This window comes from Leuconostoc mesenteroides subsp. mesenteroides (assembly GCA_009676745.1).
Taxonomy (GTDB): Bacteria; Bacillota; Bacilli; order Lactobacillales; family Lactobacillaceae; genus Leuconostoc; species Leuconostoc koreense.
Map to the genome: position 1 here is coordinate 1,079,212 of CP046062.1, position 19,401 is coordinate 1,098,612.

General features: G+C 36.8%; 22 protein-coding genes and 1 tRNA gene. 17 read left to right on the forward strand and 6 right to left on the reverse strand.

What is annotated here, in order from left to right:
• The first annotated feature begins 9 nt into the window (after positions 1 to 9).
• Together galU and trxB are read left to right on the forward strand one after the other, a co-directional pair.
• A complete protein-coding gene (gene galU, locus GJV51_05450) occupies positions 10 to 885 on the forward strand; it encodes a UTP--glucose-1-phosphate uridylyltransferase GalU (GenBank protein ID QGM25444.1) in 876 nt (291 codons plus the stop codon).
• 112 nt (positions 886 to 997) lie between these two features.
• A complete protein-coding gene (gene trxB / locus GJV51_05455; protein ID QGM25445.1) occupies positions 998 to 1,951 on the forward strand; it encodes a thioredoxin-disulfide reductase in 954 nt (317 codons plus the stop codon).
• Positions 1,952 to 1,982: 31 nt separating this feature from the next.
• On the opposite strand, the gene GJV51_05460 is transcribed toward trxB, so the two are convergent.
• The 3 genes from GJV51_05460 to GJV51_05470 are packed head-to-tail and all read right to left on the reverse strand — an operon-like array spanning position 1,983 to position 4,173.
• Positions 1,983 to 2,366 (reverse strand): VOC family protein, encoded by a 384-nt coding sequence (locus GJV51_05460; protein ID QGM25446.1) that lies wholly within the window; start codon positions 2,364 to 2,366, stop codon positions 1,983 to 1,985.
• A gap of 50 nt (positions 2,367 to 2,416) precedes the next feature.
• Positions 2,417 to 3,154, reverse strand: coding sequence for a fructose permease (locus tag GJV51_05465; protein ID QGM25447.1), 738 nt, complete (start codon positions 3,152 to 3,154; stop codon positions 2,417 to 2,419).
• A 2-nt stretch (positions 3,155 to 3,156) separates the two neighbouring features.
• Positions 3,157 to 4,173, reverse strand: coding sequence for an alcohol dehydrogenase catalytic domain-containing protein (locus GJV51_05470; GenBank protein ID QGM25448.1), 1,017 nt, complete (start codon positions 4,171 to 4,173; stop codon positions 3,157 to 3,159).
• Between the two features lie 147 nt (positions 4,174 to 4,320).
• Between GJV51_05470 and GJV51_05475 the strand changes: the two genes are divergently transcribed.
• The 4 genes from GJV51_05475 to rplS all read left to right on the forward strand — a co-directional run bounded on the left by GJV51_05475 (position 4,321) and on the right by rplS (position 8,234).
• The gene (locus tag GJV51_05475) at positions 4,321 to 5,301 is read left to right on the forward strand and encodes a substrate-binding domain-containing protein (GenBank protein QGM25449.1); all 981 of its coding nucleotides are present in this window, start codon (positions 4,321 to 4,323) and stop codon (positions 5,299 to 5,301) included.
• Positions 5,302 to 5,347: 46 nt separating this feature from the next.
• A complete protein-coding gene (locus tag GJV51_05480; GenBank protein QGM25450.1) occupies positions 5,348 to 6,007 on the forward strand; it encodes a DedA family protein in 660 nt (219 codons plus the stop codon).
• A 43-nt stretch (positions 6,008 to 6,050) separates the two neighbouring features.
• Positions 6,051 to 7,751 carry a phospho-sugar mutase gene (locus GJV51_05485; GenBank protein ID QGM25451.1) on the forward strand — a complete coding sequence of 567 codons (1,701 nt, stop codon included), beginning with the start codon at positions 6,051 to 6,053 and terminating at the stop codon, positions 7,749 to 7,751.
• 123 nt (positions 7,752 to 7,874) lie between these two features.
• Positions 7,875 to 8,234, forward strand: coding sequence for a 50S ribosomal protein L19 (gene rplS / locus GJV51_05490; GenBank protein ID QGM25452.1), 360 nt, complete (start codon positions 7,875 to 7,877; stop codon positions 8,232 to 8,234).
• Positions 8,235 to 8,583: 349 nt separating this feature from the next.
• Here the strand turns inward: rplS and GJV51_05495 are convergent, their stop codons facing one another.
• Positions 8,584 to 9,297 carry a DUF2507 domain-containing protein gene (locus GJV51_05495; protein QGM25453.1) on the reverse strand — a complete coding sequence of 238 codons (714 nt, stop codon included), beginning with the start codon at positions 9,295 to 9,297 and terminating at the stop codon, positions 8,584 to 8,586.
• 48 nt (positions 9,298 to 9,345) lie between these two features.
• On the opposite strand from GJV51_05495, the gene racE reads away from it, so the two are divergent.
• The 9 genes from racE to GJV51_05540 all read left to right on the forward strand — a co-directional run bounded on the left by racE (position 9,346) and on the right by GJV51_05540 (position 17,328).
• Positions 9,346 to 10,221: a glutamate racemase gene (gene racE / locus GJV51_05500; GenBank protein ID QGM25454.1), complete on the forward strand. Its 876-nt coding sequence runs from the start codon at positions 9,346 to 9,348 to the stop codon at positions 10,219 to 10,221.
• Positions 10,218 to 10,829: an XTP/dITP diphosphatase gene (locus tag GJV51_05505; GenBank protein ID QGM25455.1), complete on the forward strand. Its 612-nt coding sequence runs from the start codon at positions 10,218 to 10,220 to the stop codon at positions 10,827 to 10,829. Before racE ends, GJV51_05505 begins: the two co-directional genes overlap by 4 nt.
• On the forward strand, positions 10,822 to 11,358 hold the full coding sequence (locus tag GJV51_05510) for a YfcE family phosphodiesterase (protein ID QGM25456.1): 537 nt from the start codon (positions 10,822 to 10,824) through the stop codon (positions 11,356 to 11,358). The genes GJV51_05505 and GJV51_05510 overlap by 8 nt, the downstream gene beginning before the upstream one ends.
• Before the next feature lie 132 nt (positions 11,359 to 11,490).
• Complete coding sequence (gene ruvB, locus GJV51_05515) at positions 11,491 to 12,546, forward strand: Holliday junction branch migration DNA helicase RuvB (GenBank protein QGM25457.1); 1,056 nt, start codon at positions 11,491 to 11,493, stop codon at positions 12,544 to 12,546.
• The gene (locus tag GJV51_05520; GenBank protein ID QGM25458.1) at positions 12,543 to 13,400 is read left to right on the forward strand and encodes a phosphoesterase; all 858 of its coding nucleotides are present in this window, start codon (positions 12,543 to 12,545) and stop codon (positions 13,398 to 13,400) included. The genes ruvB and GJV51_05520 overlap by 4 nt, the downstream gene beginning before the upstream one ends.
• 109 nt (positions 13,401 to 13,509) lie before the next feature.
• Positions 13,510 to 14,571: a tRNA preQ1(34) S-adenosylmethionine ribosyltransferase-isomerase QueA gene (queA, locus tag GJV51_05525; protein ID QGM25459.1), complete on the forward strand. Its 1,062-nt coding sequence runs from the start codon at positions 13,510 to 13,512 to the stop codon at positions 14,569 to 14,571.
• A 192-nt stretch (positions 14,572 to 14,763) separates the two neighbouring features.
• A complete protein-coding gene (locus tag GJV51_05530) occupies positions 14,764 to 15,789 on the forward strand; it encodes a glycerophosphodiester phosphodiesterase (protein ID QGM26107.1) in 1,026 nt (341 codons plus the stop codon).
• 75 nt (positions 15,790 to 15,864) lie between these two features.
• Entirely contained in the window at positions 15,865 to 16,455 is a 591-nt protein-coding gene (gene ruvA / locus GJV51_05535) for a Holliday junction branch migration protein RuvA (GenBank protein QGM25460.1), read from the forward strand.
• A gap of 240 nt (positions 16,456 to 16,695) precedes the next feature.
• Positions 16,696 to 17,328 (forward strand): deoxynucleoside kinase, encoded by a 633-nt coding sequence (locus tag GJV51_05540; protein QGM25461.1) that lies wholly within the window; start codon positions 16,696 to 16,698, stop codon positions 17,326 to 17,328.
• Positions 17,329 to 17,361: 33 nt separating this feature from the next.
• Here GJV51_05540 and mscL read toward each other — a convergent pair whose 3' ends face one another.
• The gene (gene mscL / locus GJV51_05545; protein ID QGM25462.1) at positions 17,362 to 17,745 is read right to left on the reverse strand and encodes a large-conductance mechanosensitive channel protein MscL; all 384 of its coding nucleotides are present in this window, start codon (positions 17,743 to 17,745) and stop codon (positions 17,362 to 17,364) included.
• Between the two features lie 192 nt (positions 17,746 to 17,937).
• Here mscL and GJV51_05550 point away from each other — a divergent pair, with 192 nt between their 5' ends.
• Positions 17,938 to 18,552 (forward strand): ECF transporter S component, encoded by a 615-nt coding sequence (locus tag GJV51_05550; protein QGM25463.1) that lies wholly within the window; start codon positions 17,938 to 17,940, stop codon positions 18,550 to 18,552.
• 35 nt (positions 18,553 to 18,587) lie between these two features.
• Here the strand turns inward: GJV51_05550 and GJV51_05555 are convergent.
• Positions 18,588 to 18,660 (reverse strand) — tRNA-Arg (locus GJV51_05555).
• Between the two features lie 107 nt (positions 18,661 to 18,767).
• Between GJV51_05555 and GJV51_05560 the strand changes: the two genes are divergently transcribed.
• A complete protein-coding gene (locus GJV51_05560) occupies positions 18,768 to 19,382 on the forward strand; it encodes an ECF transporter S component (protein QGM25464.1) in 615 nt (204 codons plus the stop codon).
• Positions 19,383 to 19,401: the final 19 nt, after the last annotated feature.

The window sequence follows — 19,401 nt, forward strand, 5'->3', positions numbered from 1 at the left end:
GAAAAAATCATGAAACCAGTACGTAAAGCTATTATTCCAGCAGCCGGATTGGGCACACGTTTTTTGCCAGCAACTAAGGCATTAGCTAAGGAAATGTTGCCAATCGTTGACACACCAACGATTGAATATATCGTGCGTGAAGCAATTGAATCTGGTATTGAAGATATCGTGATTGTTGATGGTAAGTCAAAACGTTCTATTGAGGACCATTTTGATTCTAACCCAGAATTAGAGAATAATTTACGTGAAAAAGGAAAGGATGAACTATTAAAGCTTGTTGAGGAAACAACAGATATTAATATGTACTTCATCCGTCAATCACATCCTAAAGGTCTCGGTGATGCCGTATTGACTGCTAAGGCGTTTATTGGTGACGAACCGTTTGTGGTTTTGCTAGGTGATGACTTGATGCAAGATGAAGTACCATTGACAAAACAACTAATCCAACGTTACGAAGAAACTGGTGAATCAACGTTAGCGGTCATGAAAGTACCGCACGATCAAGTATCCGAATACGGTGTAATAGATCCAGCCGCACAAGTTGATAAAGGTGGACTATACCGTGTAAAGAGTTTTGTTGAAAAGCCAAAGCCAGAGGATGCACCTTCCGATCTAGCAATTATTGGGCGTTACCTTTTGACCCCTGAAATTTTCGAAGAGCTAGAAAGAACAAAACCTGGTAAAGGAAATGAAATACAATTGACTGACGCTATTGACTCATTGAACAACCGTCAGCACGTATATGCGCATGAATTCAAGGGTAGTCGTTATGATATTGGTTCAAAAATTGGATTCTTGGAAACAAACATTGAATTCGGTTTAAAGCATCCGCAAACGAAAGATGCTTTGCGTGCGTATATTAAAGAATTGGCATCAAAGTTGTAATTAAAAAAACAGGAGAAATACTTCCTGTTTTTTTAAATCAGATGATACACTCGACAAGGGGTACATAATCGAGTACAATTGGTGTTAACAAAAAGTAAGTAAAGGGGTAAATATGTCAGAAGAACTCAAAGAATATGATGTAGTTGTTATTGGGGCTGGACCAGCGGGGATGACTGCAGCCACATATGCTTCAAGAGCTAATTTATCAGTATTAATGTTGGATCGTGGTATTTATGGTGGTCAAATGAATAATACAGCTGAGGTAGAAAATTATCCTGGATTTGATTCCATTCTGGGTCCGGATTTAGCTGAAAAGATGTATTCTTCGTCAACACAATTTGGTGCCGAATATGGTTTTGGATCAGTAAAGAGTATTGAAGTTGAAGATTATATAAAAATAATTCGCACTGATATGGGCGATTATGCTGCCAAGGCAATCATTATAGCAACAGGGTCAGAGCATATCCATTTAGATGTAACGGGTGAAGACGAGTATCAAGGTCGTGGTGTGAGTTATTGTGCAGTGTGTGATGGTGCATTTTTCCGAGACGAGGATGTTTTGGTTATTGGCGGCGGTGATTCAGCTATCGAAGAAGGTTTATACTTAACTAATCTAGCTAAATCGGTGACAGTACTTCATCGTCGTGACAAATTACGTGCACAACAAATTATCCAAAACCGCGCATTTGATAACTCTAAAATGAAGTTTGAATGGCATACTGAAGTGGTGGCAATTACTGGTGATAATGACAAAGTTACAGGCGTTGATGTGATTAATAACCTGACAAACGAAAAAAGTCACATTGATGCATCAGGGGTGTTTATTTATGTAGGATTGAAGGCAAATACGCAAGGGTTTGAAAATCTTAATATTACCGATTCAGAAGGATGGATTGTAACAGATGATAAGATGCAAACGAATATTCCTGGTATTTTTGCTGTTGGCGATGTTCGTGTAAAAGATTTGAGGCAAATCACTACTGCTGTTGGTGATGGCAGTTTGGCAGGTCAGGGTGTGTATGATTATATTAGTAGTTTGCCCACCACTGAAAAAATTGCAGAATAAAAAAACGATGACGATTAGTCATCGTTTTTTTTTATTTAACGATTTCGCAGAATTCTACGATAACACCATCAGGTCCTTGAATATTAAAGAACTTAATTCCTTTGTCCCAAAATGGTAAATGTTGTACTTCTGAATCGATTAAAGTAAAGCCTTCAGCCTTAGCAGCATCAAAAGCAGCATCTGCATCAGTAGTGTCCATTGAAATATGGTTAATAGCTCCTGGTTTACCAGCAACTTCGTCACCGCTCCATGTTTCAATCACTAGATTTTCACGTTGCATGAAGATGACATTCCCGGCAGGAAAATCACCAGTCTTTTTAAAACCTAATTTAGTCCAAAATGCTTCAGATTGTGCTAATGAAGATGATGGAATACCAATATGTTGTACACCTGAGTAGTAATCAGCAAAAGCCATAATTTTCTCCTCCAAAAATAATATTTTTTATACCAAACAATGAGTCTATTTTATTCACCAACATCAACAGCTTGGTGATCTAAATTACGAAATACTAGCTTGTCAGCAATTCCAGTTATCCCGCCTTGGAAAAGAAAGGCGAAGAGCGTTCCTAAGCCAAAATTATATAGATTTGGGAAAGTAATGATAAACGCAATAATGGCAAAAATCGTTGGTGGAATGTATGAGGCCCACATTGCTTTGAAAGCAGAACCCTTAAAATACTTAAAACGCAATATTTGCATTAAATCATCTGCTGGATGCAAAACCAAATTTACACGCTGATATATTGAAATAGCGGTACCAATAAGGGCAACTCCTAAGAAATTAATAACAATGTATAAAATTACCATTGGTAATGACTTTGCATCAGGCATAATTTGATTGAAAATATTTGAAAACCATTGAATGAAAATTGAAAACGGTAGCATGAATACAAAGTTACCAAAAATTCTTTTCCAATCAATCTTTTTCATCAAAAATGCATTTAAGAAAGAGATTAACATACCAAGAACTAGAAAGGCCCAGAATAATGCTAGAGAATTATTTCCTAGAATCGCGTGACCTAAGTTGGCTTCTGCTGCTGTCCAGTAGGCAGAACCAAGAAAGGCAGGGTGAATATGATCAGAGGTAACCAGGGTTAAAACGTTACCCATAGCATTGATAACTAGTGAAATAATAAAGTAGGTAATCGATAAACTCATTGAAATAGTTCTAGAGCTTTTCGTCTTTGTCTCGTTTTGAGTCATAATTATGCCTCTTCGCCGCCGACCTTCACAACAGCCTTAGATACGACACCTAACTTACCATTAACAAAGTCGTCAACAGTTGCATAGTCTAATTCGTGTGACATCAATGCTTCAACATTCAACTTACCAGATGATAGCAAAGCCAATGAATCTTCAAATGCGTTAGGGTTGATAAATGAACCTTGAATAGTTAATTGCTTTTGGAATACTTCATAAGTGTTCATTTGGAACTTAGCATCAGGACCACCAACACCAAACATCAATACTTGAGCACCACGAGCTGATGCTTCAATAGCAGATTCTTGTGTTTGTGGTAGACCAACAGCTTCGATGATAACATCATATTCACCTTCAGGGATTTTGTCGCCCTTCATTGTGTTGTATGTGTTCTTTACACCAAACTTTTCCTTGTTCATTGCCAACTTTTCATCAACAATACCAGCTAAATCAACTTGGTGAATACCATATGCTTGCAAAATTTGAACAAACAATTCACCCATGAAGCCATCACCGATTACCAAAGCCTTTTGGTAAGGAGTAACTTTCAACAATTGGATACCGTGAACAGCACATGAAATGGGTTCAACAACAGCAGCTGACTTCAATGAAACATTGTCAGGAATTTGGTAAACAACAGATGCAGGAGCCGTGAAGAATTCTTCAAAACCACCATCACGTGTAACACCAACAGCTGATAGGTTTTCACATAATTCAGGACGTGCAGTGCGGCAAAACTTGCATTGTCCGCAATAGATGTTAGGATCAACAGTTACGCGATCACCAACTTTAACGTTAGTAACGCTTGAACCAACTTCAGCAACAACACCAGAATTTTCATGTCCCAAAACAATTGGAGGAACGGCATCAGCAGACCCAGGTAAACCAGCATATAGTGCGTGATCAGTACCACAAATACCAGCAAATGCTGTATGAATCAAAACTTCATTAGGCAAAACCTTTGGACGTTCAATGTCCTTTACTTCTAATTGCTTAGTTCCGGTTAAAACAAGTGCTTCCATGATTAATTCTCCTTTTTTGTGACAAAAGTAACTTACGGTGACTATGCTAAACCTTTGGCATTATAAAGTCAAGTCTCACGACGAATTAATTTCCGTTTTATAAGGCTATTGGTGTGATAAAATAATATAAGACTATGGAGGTATGTAATGGTTGCAAAATTAAGTGATGTCGCAGCGCTAGCTGGTGTTTCTGTGACAACAGTATCACGTGTTATTAACAGCTATGGTTCTTTGAGCCAAAAAACAATTGATAAGGTCCATGCTGCAATGCGTGAACTACATTATCAACCAAATGCAATGGCACGTTCATTACAAGGTAAATCATCACAATTTATCGGTTTGATTTTACCTAATATGGAAAACCCATTTTTTACTGCATTAGCCAACGAAATTGAGCAGTTATTGTTCTTAAAAGGTTATAAAGTTATTATCGCAGCATCAGCAAATAATGTTGAGAAAGAGCAGCAATACTTGCAAATGCTTGCAGCTAATCAAGTTGAAGGGATAATAACATCTTCACATAATCTAGATATTGAAGAATATCAGAATACCTATTTACCGATTGTTTCTTATGATCGATATTTATCAGATGATATCCCTATTGTTTCTGAAGACAATGAAGAGGGAGGATATCTTGCTGGTAACTATTTACTCTCAACAGGTGCTCGACGTCTATTAATATTGAGTGATGATGATGGCTCGAAATCACCTACACATATCCGCTATGATGGTTTTGTAAGAGCGACAAAAGACTCTACAGCTAAGGTTTTTCAAGAAAATTTCAATCTAGAAGGGTTCGCTTCAAAAGAAGATCTCGATAAAATGATTGACTACGTTACAAGCAACGATATTGATGGTGTTTTTGCTTACAATGATGTTGGTGCAATTCAATTACAAAATGCACTAAGAAAAATCGGTAAACGTGTTCCAGAAGATGTGAAAATTATAGGTTACGATGGGACACCAATTGTTCGTCAGCTACATCCTGATTTACCAACAATCGTACAACCAATGAAACAGGCGGCAAAAGTGTTGATTGACGTATTGTTTGCGGTAATAGAAAATCCTGGAGAAAAGCCACAAAATAATCAATTACTTGGTGTTGAGTTATTTCAACCCAAACAATAAATGATTTCACTGTGTTTTTTTAATATTATGACATTTTGGAGGGGAAATGCTTATAAATACATTGGCAATGATGCCAGAGTGGATTACCTATCTAATTAGCAGTGACGCTGATTTTTCTATATCAACTTTTGTTGTAATGTTTTTACTAATATTTGTTGAGACAGCTGGTATTCTAACTGGGTTTATTCCTGGAGATGCGATTTTGATTACAGCCGGAGGATTGGTAGGAACACATCACGATTTTTTTGAACTTGGACTAGTTGTTTTAGTTTTTGCTTTTGCGTCTTTTTTGGGGGATGGCGTTAATTATTGGTTTGGTGCTTATATTACAAAGCAATTTGGTAAGATTCCCATAATTAAAAAATACGTGCATGATGAGTTAATTGAACAAATCGCAGGTAATTTTCATCCAAAACGCTGGTTGTTATTTATTGTCTTGGGACGTTTCTTGCCTTTTATTCGTGTTGCGGTGCCACTATTAGCTCACCGTTTAGGTTTAGCATTTTCAAATTATCTAAGGATGTCAGCCTTTGCTAGCTTTCTATGGTCACTAATCATGGTTTCAATAGGATATTTTATTGGTCATCTGGCAATTCCAAGACAAGATACAATTTCCTTAATGATAGTAATAGCAATAGTGTTGATAGTGATTTTACGTATTCCCAAATGTCGGCAAAGTATTATCCAATTGTTTATTCGAAAATAAATTTGTTATAATTTAAGAAATTACAAAAAAAAGAAGGTAAATCATGAGTTATAAAGAAGCACTTACAAAATGGCAGGAAGCGACTTTACCAGATTATTTGGCTGCTGATTTAGAAAAATACACACCAGAACAAGAGGAAGATGCTTTTTATCAAAATCTAAGTTTTGGTACAGCTGGAATGCGTGGTGTATTGGGTGCAGGGACAAACCGCATGAATGTTTTCACAGTTCGTCAAGTAACTGAAGCTTTGGCACGTTATATTGATCAACAAGGATTAGACGCTCAAAAGCGTGGTGTAGCAATTAGTTTTGATTCGCGCCATTTTTCACCCGAGTTTGCTTCAAATGCGGCACAAGTATTGTCAGCACACGGAATTAAGAGTTTTCTTTTTAGCTCATTACGTCCAACACCAGAATTATCATTTACTGTACGTGAATTACATGCTTTCGCTGGTATTATGATCACTGCATCACATAATCCTAAAGAATATAACGGTTACAAGGTTTATGGAGAAGACGGCGGTCAAATGGTTCCAAAAGCAGTTGAGGCTGTGGTTAACGAACTGGCGAACATTACTGATATTTTTAATATTGCTTTAGATGAAGACAACAAAAATGTACAAATTATTGATGATGAAATCGATAATAAATATTTAAAGAAGATGGAAACAGTGACAGTTAACACTGACCTTGTTGCCAAAGAAGGTGCTTCGCTAAAATTTGTTTATTCACCGTTACATGGAACAGGACAATATATTGGTGAAAAAGCTTTGCAGCAGGCAGGTTTCACAAATTACACAATTGTAAAGGAACAAGCTGTTATTGATGGTGACTTTCCAACGGTTCAAAAACCTAATCCAGAAGATGCTGCCGCGCTATCACTAGCTATTGAATATGCTAAGCGAGATGGAGCGGATGCTGTTGTAGCAACAGATCCTGACGCTGATCGTATGGGTGCGGCTGTTAAATTAGCTGACGGTACATTCCAAATTTTGACAGGTAATCAAATTGCTGCTGTTTTGGTTAACTATTTATTAACAGCTAAAAAAGATACAAATACTTTACCAACTAATGGCTCAATTGTGACATCAATTGTATCATCACGCTTTGCCTCAAAAGTTGCGGAAAGTTTTGGTGTTGAGACAGCTGATGTGTTAACTGGGTTTAAATATATTGCTGCTACGATTGATCGATTTGAAGAAACGAAATCCAATACATTTTTGTTTGGTTTTGAAGAAAGTTTCGGTTACTTGGTCAAGCCTTTCTCGCATGATAAAGATGCTATTCAAGCCTTGGTATTATTTGCAGAAGTTGCTGCATACTACAAGTCACAAGGGAAGACCTTTGCGGATGGATTGTATGAATTGTTTGAGAAATTTGGATACTTTGAAGAGAAGACGATTAGCTTAGATTTCCCAGGAATTCATGGTAATGATGAAATGGCTGCAATTATTGCTGGCTTTCGCGATAATCAACCCAATGAAATTGGTGGAATAGAAGTTGCACGTGTGCAAGACTTTTCAACTTCAGTTGAAACAAATAAAAATGGATCAACGACTAAGCTGTCTCAACCAAAAGCAAATGTATTAAAATATTGGTTGGACGATGGTTCTTGGGTAGCCTTACGACCATCAGGAACTGAACCTAAGCTAAAGTTCTACATCGGGGTTGAATCTGAATCACAAGAAGAATCACAAAATAAAATTGATATTATTTCCGCTGATTTAATGAAACATGCAAAGTAATACTAGACATTAAAATCATAATTTGCTATAATTACTTCTGGCTATTAAAGCCCATATTAACGATAATCCGCTGTGCGTTCAGCCTAAGGGCAAGTGTATGATTGTCGATCAGGAGAATGACCGATGCGTCAAAATACTATTTTAGAAAACGTTACATCAGCACAATTGCGTACTGACATTCCTGCTTTCCGTGCAGGAGACACTGTTAAAGTGTATGCTAAGATCGTTGAAGGTTCACGTGAACGTGTTCAGTTGTTTGAAGGTGTTGTTATTAAGCGCAAGGGCGCTGGCATCCAAGCAACTTATACAGTTCGTAAGATTTCTTCAGGTGTTGGTGTGGAACGTACGTTCCCATTGCACTCGCCACGTGTTGAAAAGATTGAAGTTACTCGCTTTGGTCAAGTACGTCGTGCAAAGTTGTACTACTTGCGTGCTTTGCAAGGTAAGGCAGCTCGTATTAAAGAACGTCGTCGCGACGTTTAAACTATGTAAAAAGCATTTCTTTGGAAGTGCTTTTTTGTTAATTATTTTTAATAAAAGTTATTTACTTCACTAAGTATTATGTCATTGTCACGTAATAATTTTGTCAAAATTCAGACATATTATTGCAGATGAATTAGTCTATAATAGACATATACTCAAATAACATTTGAGTTTCATTACTTCCCCCAGTAATGCATCAATCAGCTCCCCCAATTGTTGATTGATACACCGATAACTTATGTTATCAAACCCCTGGCCAACCCCCCTCTTCGGTCAGGGGCTTTTTATTTGTAAAAAATTATTGAAATCCAATAAAAACCCGTTAACGCTTTCGTTAACGGGTTTTTTATTATTTAAAAGGGGACTGTGGATTTTCTGTAGATGTTGGCACATTGAATGGATCAATTTCTTCACCAGATAAAGCACTCAACCCGGAACTCTCTTCTGTAGGCATGACGGTTTCGTCAAACTTAAAAGCCAGTAAGGAGTCTGTGATAGACTGTTCACGTGAAATATCATCGTTATTCCTTACTTCCACAACGGTAGCTTTTTCTGTTGTCGCATGTGTTCGATCTAAGAAAGAATCCCGTGCAGCTGCACGTTGCCTAAGATCATCAACATTGACTGTTTCAGATAGGTCAGTGATTACTTCAAAGGAAACACCTTCGTTTTTCTTCAAATACTTGAAATTGGCTTCAGCAATAGCACCAGTTTGTACTTCAAGCTGTTGTGCTAAAAAACCGGCTTCTAAACTGAAATCCGCATTTTTATTTAATTCAAGACGTTGTCGTACTAAATCGCCAGTTAATTCCCAACGTTGATTTTTGCTATTTTGTGACTTGATTTCTAAATCACCAAAGGCAGCGTTGGCAAAAAACTCTTTTACTGTCGACAGTGTGTCGGTTGGAAACTGTCGTGCAATTTCTTTGCCAGCCCAGTATAAAATATGAGGGTAGTCTTCTTGAAGTAAATTTTTTAAGAGACCATCACGTAGCAAGCTAAGTGCAAAACTGTTTACTTGAAAGTTTGTTTGTAAAATTTTATCGTAATCGTTGATATCCATGGTTGACGAAAATCCTTTCATTTCATTATACACAAAATTAGTGTTCAAATGCTTGCATTTTTTATTATCCTAGTCATAATTAATTATATGATAAAAAATAATCCTATTGGGCTAGTTGACTCTGGTATTGGTGGTCTAACGGTTGTTAAAGAGACTCAGAAGCAATTACCAAACGAACAATTAATTTATATTGGCGATACGGCACGTATGCCATATGGACCGCGCTCCGAAAAAGAAGTCATTGACTATACTTTTCAAATGGCTCATTACTTGGTAAATGACCAGCATATCAAAATGTTGGTCATTGCTTGTAATACAGCTACTGCTAGAGCTCTAGAACAATTACGAGAGCAATTGTCTATCCCAGTTATTGGCGTCATTCAACCAGGCGCAGAAGCGGCTGTTTCAGTTAGTCAAAATAAAAGAATTGGATTAATTGCAACACAAGGTACTGTCGAATCGCAAGTCTATAATAAAAAAATATTAGCAATTGATAATAATGTCCAAATTACTTCTAAAGCTGAACCTGAATTTGTTACATTAGTGGAAAATAATCTCTATCAGAGTGACGAAGCTCGTGAGATAGTTCATCGTCATTTGAGTACTTTTAAAGATGCAAATGTAGATACACTAATCTTGGGATGTACTCATTTTCCATTACTGACGTCTTTTATTCAAGAAGCTGTCGGGACTGATGTGACATTAGTTGATTCTGGCGCCAAAACGGTTGCAGTAATGAAACAATATTTGGATGAACTCGATATTCATTCAGCCGTGAAGCATAATCATAATAATGATATTTATAATACGACAGGTGAAACATTGAAATTCAAAACAATTGCTAGTAGTTGGTTAGCACGAGATCATGAGCTAGATGTGCGCCATCTTAACGTTGTTGATAACCATTTGGAGGAAGAAAAGTGAAGCTAATTATAGCGAGTAATAATACCCATAAAATAACTGAAATTGAAGCCTTACTGGCGGCAATAAGTATTGATTTACCTGTCGTTTCACTTCAAGAAATAGGGGATGTGCCTGAGATTGTTGAAGATGGAACAACGTTTGAAGAAAATGCTGTGAAGAAAGTTGAAACGATTGCTAAAGTTGCTCCTAATGATTATATTTTGGCTGATGACTCTGGTATGTCAGTGGATGCTTTAAACGGTGAACCAGGAGTTTATTCAGCACGATACGCTGGTGACCACGATGATCAAGCAAATCTTGACAAAGTTTTGCAAAAATTAACTCAGTTTCCTAAAGAGCAGCGAACAGCACACTTCAATAGTGTTATTGCGCTACATAGTCCTAAGGGTTCTAACCTAATTGTTAACGGCCAGGTAGATGGCTACATCACAGAAAGTGAACGTGGGCAAGACGGCTTTGGCTATGATCCAATATTTTTTGTACCTAGCATGAACAAAACTTTTGCGGAAATGTCTGCAAGCGAAAAAAATGCAATTAGTCATCGTGGCTTGGCACTACAAGAACTCGGTAAAAAATTACCAGTTTGGTTGGAGGAAAATGATGGTTAAATTTTTAGTTGTTTCAGATATACATAGTGATCGAAAAATTTTAGCAGATATTTTGGCACATTGGCGAGATCAGGTTGCTGGCATTTTTTACAATGGTGATTCTGAATTACACGCTGATGATGACATTTTTAAAGGTGTTTCCACGGTAACTGGTAACATGGATAATGATCCTGATTTTGTTGAAGCACGTTCAACGGTTATTGAAGATATAACTTTTTTTCAAACCCACGGTCATCTTTATAATGCGACAGCAATATTGAAGTGGGCTCATTTAGATTTAATGAATGAAGCTGCAAGCGATGCGCATGCACAAATTGTTTTGTTTGGGCATACACATAAAGAAGGGGCAGTTTCATACGATCAAAAGTTATTTATAAATCCAGGTTCAACAACCCTACCAAAGGGACCACATGCAAACCTTGGTGGGACTTATGCGATTTTAGAAGTAACAGACAATCAGTATATCGTAACCTTTTACACACGTCAGCATCAGGCCGTTCCTGATTTAACTGTGACAGTAAATCGATAAAATTTTTTAAAATATAAAAACTCCTTTTGTTATAATTTACTTATAAGCTTAGGGAGTTTTTATTACGTCATATCATAGTATGATGCTTAAAAATGTAACTACATCATGAACGTATATAATATAGGACTAACTATGACAGAAGATAACCCACAATTTAATCAATGGTATGAACAAGACACCGAAGTAGATCATTTATTACGTGACGCAGCTGCTAATGATGAAGAACAGCGTAGTGAATTATCATTGCGTCCACAATTTTTGCGTGAGTATATTGGACAAGAGGCATTAAAAGAAGAGCTGAATGTCTATATTTCAGCAGCAAAACAACGTGAAGAAGCTTTAGATCATGTGTTACTTTTTGGACCACCAGGATTAGGTAAAACAACGCTTGCAATGATTATTGCTAATGAGATGAATGTCAATATTAAAACAACATCGGGACCTGCTATTGAAAAACCAGGCGACTTAGTAGCACTACTGAATGAACTGGAGCCAGGCGATATCTTGTTCATTGATGAAATACATCGAATTCCTACTAATATTGAGGAAATAATGTATTCAGCAATGGAAGATTATTTTGTTGATATCATGGTTGGTCAGGGGCCAACAGCGCGGCCAGTTCATTTTCCGTTGCCGCCATTTACTTTAATTGGGGCGACTACGCGTCCTGGTATGTTATCTAAGCCTCTTCGCGATCGATTTGGTATTATTAACTCGCTGCAATACTACACGCCAGAAGAATTACAACAAATAGTTGTCCGTACAGCAGATATTTTTGATGCACCAATTAAGTCAGAAGGTGCATATGAAATATCGTTGCGCTCTCGTGGCACACCTCGTATCGCTAATCGTCTGTTGAAACGTGTCCGTGATTTTGCTCAAGTAGAGGGAAAGGCTGCAATTGACAAAAACATTGTGACCATTGGATTAGATAAGTTACGTGTTGATGATAAAGGTCTTGACGAAACTGATCATAAGTTATTGGAAACAATGATTGAATATTATAAAGGTGGTCCTGTTGGGTTAAACACAATAGCAGCTAATATTGGTGAGGAGTCAGAAACATTAGAGGCAATGGTTGAACCATATTTATTGCAGATTGGTTTTTTACAGCGTACGCCACGAGGACGTGTTGTTACTGAAGCAGGGTATGCGCATTTGGGACATGCCTATCAAAGGAAATTATGACAAATTTTATTATTTCAGATACTCATTTTAATCATGAAAAGATTCTATATTTTGATAAATCACGGGCTGTATCATTGAAAGCATTGAATATTGAGCCAACGATTAAAAATATGGATCAATATCTTGAGGATACTTGGAACGAGACCGTGACAGACGAGGACGTAGTTTATTTTCTTGGTGATTTGGGCATGTTTCGTAAGAAACAGGATTTTGTAGCCCAACTTAGTCGTTTAAAAGGCAAAAAAGTGTTTTTTAAAGGAAATCATGATCATTCAGACCAAATTAAAGCAGCAATAAAAACACCTGAAACAAACATTATTGAGTATATTGAAACTGCTAAAGCTATAAAAATTAATAGTATTAATGTATGGATGAGCCATTATGCAATTGATTTACCATACCCCATTTTATCTGTTCATGGACATATTCATGAAGCAGAATACAAGCAAGCTGGTATGGTTAATTTATCGCTTGATTCCTCGTTTATGCAAAAAAGACGTTTTGGACAACCAATTGCTTTTGATGAACTAACCGAAGAACTGAAGGATAGATTGGAAAAAATTCAAAATGAATATACAATTGAGTCCAATAACAAGCGTTATGATCGTTCCGTTGAGCGAGCTTTTGATGAAACAATAACAATTAATAAACCAACCGCTACCCAACGCCACGAATTAGCTTTATTAGTTGATTATCTGAATCAACACGATTTGACGTATGCTGATGTTTTGAAGCAATTTGAAATTCCAAATGTCAATAAAATATTGACTGCCGATGAACTTGACAAAGTAGCGCAAACTGGGTTTGAATTCGAAAAGGAAACGGGTCTTAGTGGTAACACCGGTAGTTTATAAAACATTTTCTAATTTTTTCATTTGTTAAGCCAGTTCAATAGCTTTTTTCTTTACAAACAAGTATGTTACAATTGAAATTAGATTATTTTTAAAGGGATTCGATATTATTATGGCAGAAGAAAAAAAATATACATTATCAGATTTTGATTATGATTTACCAGAGGCATTGATTGCACAAACACCGTTGAAGCAACGTGATGCTTCGAGATTATTAGCAATGGACGCTAAGACTGGTGTTTATGAGGATAAACATTTCTATGACATATTAGATTACTTGAATCCTGGGGATGCTATTGTCATGAATAATTCGCGTGTTCTACCGGCACGCTTACACGGTGCACGTCCGGAAACAGGTGGGCATGCTGAAGTCTTATTACTTCGTCAAGATCATGGTGATGTATGGGAGACACTAGTTAAACCAGCGAAAAAATCTCCTGTTGGATCAACTATTGTTTTTGGAGATGACATTGAAAATCCAATTATGACGGCAACAGTTGTTGGTGAATTAGAACATGGTGGTCGATATATTGAATTTCACTATGATGGTATTTTTATGGAACTTCTTGAGCAGTTGGGCGAAATGCCATTGCCGCCTTATATTAAAGAAAAACTTGACGATCAAGAACGTTATCAAACAGTTTATTCAAAGGTTGAAGGATCAGCAGCAGCACCAACAGCAGGGCTACATTGGACACCTGAGTTGCTAGATAAGGTTCGTGCCAAAGGTGTTAAAACAGTTGAATTAACGCTTCATGTGGGTCTTGGAACGTTTCGGCCTGTTGACGAAGAAAATATTGAAGATCATAAAATGCATTCAGAATTTTACCAACTCAGCCAAGAAGCCGCTGATGAGTTGAATTCGGTTAAAAAACACGGTGGGCGTATCATTGCTACAGGTACGACATCAATACGTACCCTTGAAACTATAGGTACTAAGTTTAATGGTGACTTGGCCGCTGATTCAGGTTGGACAGATATATTTATTAAGCCAGGATACAATTGGACAGTCGTAGATGCCTTTATAACTAATTTTCACTTGCCTAAATCAACATTGGTCATGCTAGTTGCAGCCTTTACTGGGCGTGATAATATTTTGAATGCTTATAAACATGCGGTTGATGATCAGTATCGTTTCTTTAGTTTTGGAGACGCGATGTTTATTCATAAATAATAAAGATGAACAAAACGAAAAAAATACATCTGACTCTCAGACGTATTTTTTATTTGTTTATCAAAGTAGAATGCTATAAGTTGTAATAACGGGGGTAACATGAGATTTATTTTAGGTTTGTGTGCACTACTATCAGGCATGCTTTTTACCAAAATCGTGAATTCAGAAGTGGGCTCAGTACAGCCACCTTCAATGCTAGAAAAAGTAGTGCTAACACAAATTGAAAATGGTGCAGTAGGCCAAACACCACACTCTGGTTATGTGAATGGTAGTTATTATAAAACGGCTGAACCGGCTAACGGTTATTTAGATGATGGAACGGGAAAGTATTTTTTTAAAGATGGCAAACGTCAAAGTGGTTTACAAACGGTTGGATTGAAAACTTATTATTTTGATTCAGTAACAAATCTTGCTATTAAAAATCAATTGAAATCAGTTGATAAGCACACATATTACTTTGCTTCTGATGGAAGTGTCCAATATCGTGTTAATGGTAATTTTCAAACAAAGTTAATTGCCCACCGTGGGGCGTCCAACTTAGCGCCTGAGAATTCGATACCCGCTTTTCAATTAGCTAAGGGTAGTTATGGTGCGGAGACAGATATCTGGCTTACAAAAGACAAACAGTGGATTGTCAGTCATGATGGTACTATTGATCGTATGACTAACGGCCATGGTGCTATTAAAGATTTGACATTGGCTCAGATTAAACAATATCATATTGATTCTGGTGCTAATGTTGGAAAATATCAATCACTAACTTTACCAACTTTAAAAGAGTACTTAACGGAAATGTTTAGTAATAGTTTACGTCCAATTATTGAAGTTAAACAACCGGCTAGTCAAATGACCGATGGTGATGTTCAAAATTTAATTACTGCAGTTAAAAATGCAGGATTGTATAACCATAGTACAATAATCAGCTCGCAGTATGAAGCCTTAAAACATGTGTATGCGTTAGATAAAAATATTTCGCTCGAGCTTTTATGGGATTCGGCCAGTGATCCTGTGCAATTGTCTCAAAAATTAAACGAATTAGGACCCAAAGCAGGACTGGATATTAATGGGAAAAGATTAACGCAGCAAACAATTCAAGCACTCAGACAGCAAGGTCGAAGACTAAATGTTTGGACAATATCGCCATCAGAGTTCCCGTATTATATTGGACTAGGTGTTGATGAAATTACGACGGATGCTAATAGTTTTAGTTTGAACTGACTTACTTTAGGGTGAGTGCCGTGCACGTTTTATGCTAAACTAAAAGAAACCATTTGAAAGAGAGTTATTGCGTAAATGTATGAGTATATTAATGGACTAATCACAAACATCACACCATCGTATATTGTGATTGCATCCCGAAGTGGCGTGGGGTATCGTTTGTACAGTGCAAATCCTTACCGTTTTGAGGAGAATGTGGAATCGCATGTCTATGTGCAGCAAATTGTTCGTGAAAATGACATCAGTTTATATGGCTTTATTGATGCTGATGAGAAGGCTTTGTTTAATAAGCTATTGAACGTCTCAGGAATCGGGCCTAAGAGTGCCTTAGCTATTTTAGCAAACGGGGATGCCGAGGGACTTATTAGCGCAGTTGAAAATGATAATGTGGCGTATTTGACACAATTCCCTGGTGTTGGAAAGAAAACGGCTCAGCAAATTGTTTTAGATTTGAAAGGTAAGTTAGATGAGTTGGTATCACGAACGGGTATGATTGATTCTTCAAATAAGCCAGAACAATCGCAAGCCTTAGATGATGCACTTGAAGCGCTATTGGCACTTGGCTATACAGCTAAAGATGTGAAAACGGTTGCCCAAATCGTTGGTCGCAATAACGATAGTACAGATGGCTATATTCGCTCAGCTTTAAAACTATTGGTTAAATAAAAACGTCCGTGAGGATGTTTTTTTGTAGAATAAATTGGCAGGTGTTTCAAATAGTCTGCATTTATTTTGAAGGATGTATTTGATATAATAAACATTGTCTGAAATACTGAGAATACTTCTGAATATTGTGCGAGGTTTAATCAGATATGACAAAAGTCGCTCACTAGCGATTACTTGAAAATAGTTGATTCAAACTAATTTTCAAGTCAAAATAATGAAAACATCAGGAAGAAGGTTGTCATGGTGATTATTACTGCAGGTATGATCGGTGTTGGTAAAACAACGCTCACAAGTTTGATTGCAAAGCATATGAACACAAAAGCATTTTATGAACCGGTAGGCGATAATCCCGTTCTACCGCTTTATTACTCGGATCCAAAGCAATATGGTTTCTTGTTGCAAATATACTTTTTAAATCGTCGTTTCGACATGATTAAGCAAGCGTTGGCGGATGACAATAATGTTCTTGATCGTTCAATTTATGAAGATGCTTTGTTTACTGAAGAAAACCATAAAGATGGTAATATTTCTGACTCTGAGATGGACGTTTATACCAGTCTATTAGACAATATGATGGCTGAACTACAAAAAATGCCTAAAAAAGCTCCTGATTTGATGGTATATGCTGAAACTGATTTCGAAACTATTTTATACCGTATTAAAAAGCGTGGCCGTGATTATGAACAATTTGATAATAACGACGGGTTAAGAGCCTATTATTATAAAATGTGGTCAGCTTATCGTGATTGGTTCGATGCCTATGATGCATCTCCAAAAATTAAAATTGATTTGCAGACTTATGATCTTGAGCAAGTCGATAACCAAAAGATTATTTTGGAACAAATTGATGATGCACTCAAGCCCATTCGATAAATAAAAAAAGAAGTTCAATTTGAACTTCTTTTTTTATTGTGCTTTTTTCTCAGCATCTAACAAATCACGGATTTCTGTTAGAATCTCCAATTCAGGGTTTGCTTTTGTTTCTTCTTTTTTGTTAGCTTTAAATAAGCGATTAATAAACTTAACAATCAAGAATACAACGAAAGCAGTAATCAGAAAATTAATTACGTCATTTAAGAAGGCCCCGTATTTAAATGTTAACGTTTTTGTAATGACAAGTTGCAATTGATCTAAGTCTGTTGTTCCGCCAGTTGCAAATGCAATGATTGGGCCGATTAAGTTCGTAGTTAATGATTTAACCAATCCAGTAAAGGCACCACCGATAATGACACCAACCGCCAAGTCAAGTACATTTCCTCGCATAATAAAAGCTTTGAATTCCGATAACATTAAGTTTTCTCCTCTATCTTTTTAAAATTATTCTTGACTAATTATACAATAAATGTAAATTTTTACCAAAAAAACGAATGAGTAGAAGAACTATCAACAAAGGGTGGCCGCATCAAAAAGTTAGTTTTTTATTGACAAATTAATAATGTATCTATATAGTTTAGGGCATATGCAGTTATTGGAGACGCTATAATGATCAATCAAAATACCCGTTATTTCGTGATAACGACACTTTTTATCGCCATTGTATTTTTACAAACTTTTGTTCCGTGGCTTGGATTATTGCCCCTTGGTGCTTTTATTGTTGGTGCTTCAGTAACGATTATTCAATTTACCGTTGCCATTGCAAGCGTTATTTTAGGTCCAAAATATGGCGCAATTGTTGGCTGTTGGTGGGGTCTATTATCGTTTGTAAATGCTATAACTCACCCGGGAACGATAGGTTCTTTAATATTTCAAAATCCATTGACTGCTATTATCCCACGTGCTTTAGTTGGGTTGATTATTGGGTATCTCTTTAATAAATTACTACGAAACCAGTCTAAATCAATTCGAACGTTTGGATTAGGGGTATTGGGCACAACGGCAGCTTTAATCAACACAGTTGGTGTTGTTTTGCTAACGACACTAGGTTTTACCGTTATGCACACTAACTTTACTGGGGTCCCAACGCATAACATCTTAGCTTGGCTGATCAGCATTGTTTCGTTCAATGCCTTATTTGAAATGATTGTAGGTTTTATTTTACTTAGTGTGATTGGTAGCATACTATTACCAATAGCAGAACGATCAAATATAATAGGATAGAAAAAGGGGTGCCAAATCGGCACCCCTTTTTCTTATGCGTCCACCCAGACTCGAACTGGGAGCTAAAACTTAGGAGGTTCTTGTTCTATCCTGTTGAACTATAGACGCATTACTCATAAATTATACCGATATTTGGCGACAAAAACAAATGTTAAATGAATAATGTTGCTCTATGATATGATATAAGGCGTGGAATATACATAGGAGCAAATTTTATGACCAACAATAAGACAAAATATTTGGTAATTACAACCTTTTTTATGGCAATTATTTTATTACAAGTACTGATTCCTTGGCTTGGGTATATACCACTCGGGGCTGTTATTGTAGGCGCACAGCCAACAATTATACAGTTTACCGTAGCGATTGCTGCAATTCTTCTAGGAGCACGTCGTGGGGCCTTTATTGGTGGTTTCTGGGGCCTATTAACTTTTTGGCAAGCTTGGTCGACACCGGGGTCTATTGGTTCTTTAATGTTTCAAAACCCTTTTACAGCGTTCATACCTCGTATTTTGATAGGCCTGGTAATCGGTCTAGTATTTAATAAATGGTTACGTAACAAGAATCTAGGGGTTCGTACGTTTGGATTAGGATTTTTGGGCGGACTAGCTGCTTTGATTAATACCGTTGGAGTGGTGTTACTTACAGCTATTGGCTTTACGGTTATGCGCACGAATTTTACGGGTATACCTAATCATAATTTATTAGGCTGGCTTATAGGCATCGTGTCGTTTAATAGTATTTTTGAAATTATTACTGGAATCATTTTAGTAGCTGCTATTGGGAATGTTTTGATTCCTATTGCTGAAAGAGCTGGCATAAACGGATAACAGCACAATAAAAAAGACA